The 949-nt window shown below is 57.5% G+C and carries 1 protein-coding gene; it reads right to left on the bottom strand.

All coding sequences use genetic code 11. The annotated features are described in order from the left end of the window. Positions 1–949 (bottom strand): IS256-like element IS3503 family transposase (locus tag QP413_RS09815; protein WP_284781588.1); only part of this gene is annotated, 949 nt, incomplete at both ends.

The following is a 949-nucleotide window of genomic DNA, read 5'->3' as shown; positions in this document are numbered from 1 at the left end:
GACTTCTGTATGTAGATACAGCCACCAATCCATCACTGTGCGTTGATGCGGTAGTGATAGTCCGCGGTGTCTGCGGGCTAGTTCTTTTATGGGGGCGTTGATGCCACCTTCGAGGCTGTTTGTTGTTGCTGCAAGGTTGTCGGGGTCGATGGTTGTTGGTGGGGGTTGCAGGTAGGTAAACAGCAGGTCTCTGCGGTGCAGAGATAGCAATGATTGATAGGCCGCTCGGACGCGTTGGTGGGTGTAGACCTTGGTGTAGGCGCCGGTAGCGGGGTCTTTGATGGTGGTTTTCTCGTTCATCCATTCCCGGTAGGTGTGGTCGAATTCGTGCAGGTGGGCGACCCATGTGGATGCTTGGTCAAGGTCGGTGATGCGAGTGAGTTTCAGGGCTAGGCGGTAGAGGGTTTTGCCGGCATCGGTGCGGGGGTTGCTGGTGGTGTGGCGGCGGACTGTTCGTTGGGCGTGGACGAGGCAGCGTTGGATGCGTGTTGTTGGCCAGCAGTGGTGGATGGCTGATTGGGCACCTTGTCCGCCGTCTGTGACTGCGATTAGTGGTGCGGCAATGGGGCGTAGGAGTTCGGTGTAGGCGGCGGTGGTTTCGTGTCTGGCCCAGGTCCAGTTGATGACGTGGGTTTTACTGGCTGCGATCAGGAGGCATCCGGACTTTAGATAGGTCGCGTCGAGGAAGATTTGGTCATGGATGCGGAATGAGTCGATGGTGGGTGTGGGGATGATCCACCAGCACCATCGGAATCGGTGGTGCATGGTTTGCCTGGTTACGCCATGGTGTGCGGCGAAGGTGGTTAGAGATTGGGTGCCGGTGGCCCATTGGATGAACAAAGCCATGGTGGCGGTGTTTTTGTTGTGGGTTTGGGTGTTGCGGGTAAAGGAGTGTCCGCAGTGGGTGCAGCGCCAACGGGTGGTTGATTTGCTGGTGGTGCCGTTTTTC

This window comes from Corynebacterium sp. UMB4614 (assembly GCF_030217065.1).
In the GTDB taxonomy this organism is placed as follows: Bacteria; Actinomycetota; Actinomycetes; order Mycobacteriales; family Mycobacteriaceae; genus Corynebacterium.
This window is presented reverse-complemented; position numbering and strand designations above follow the sequence as displayed.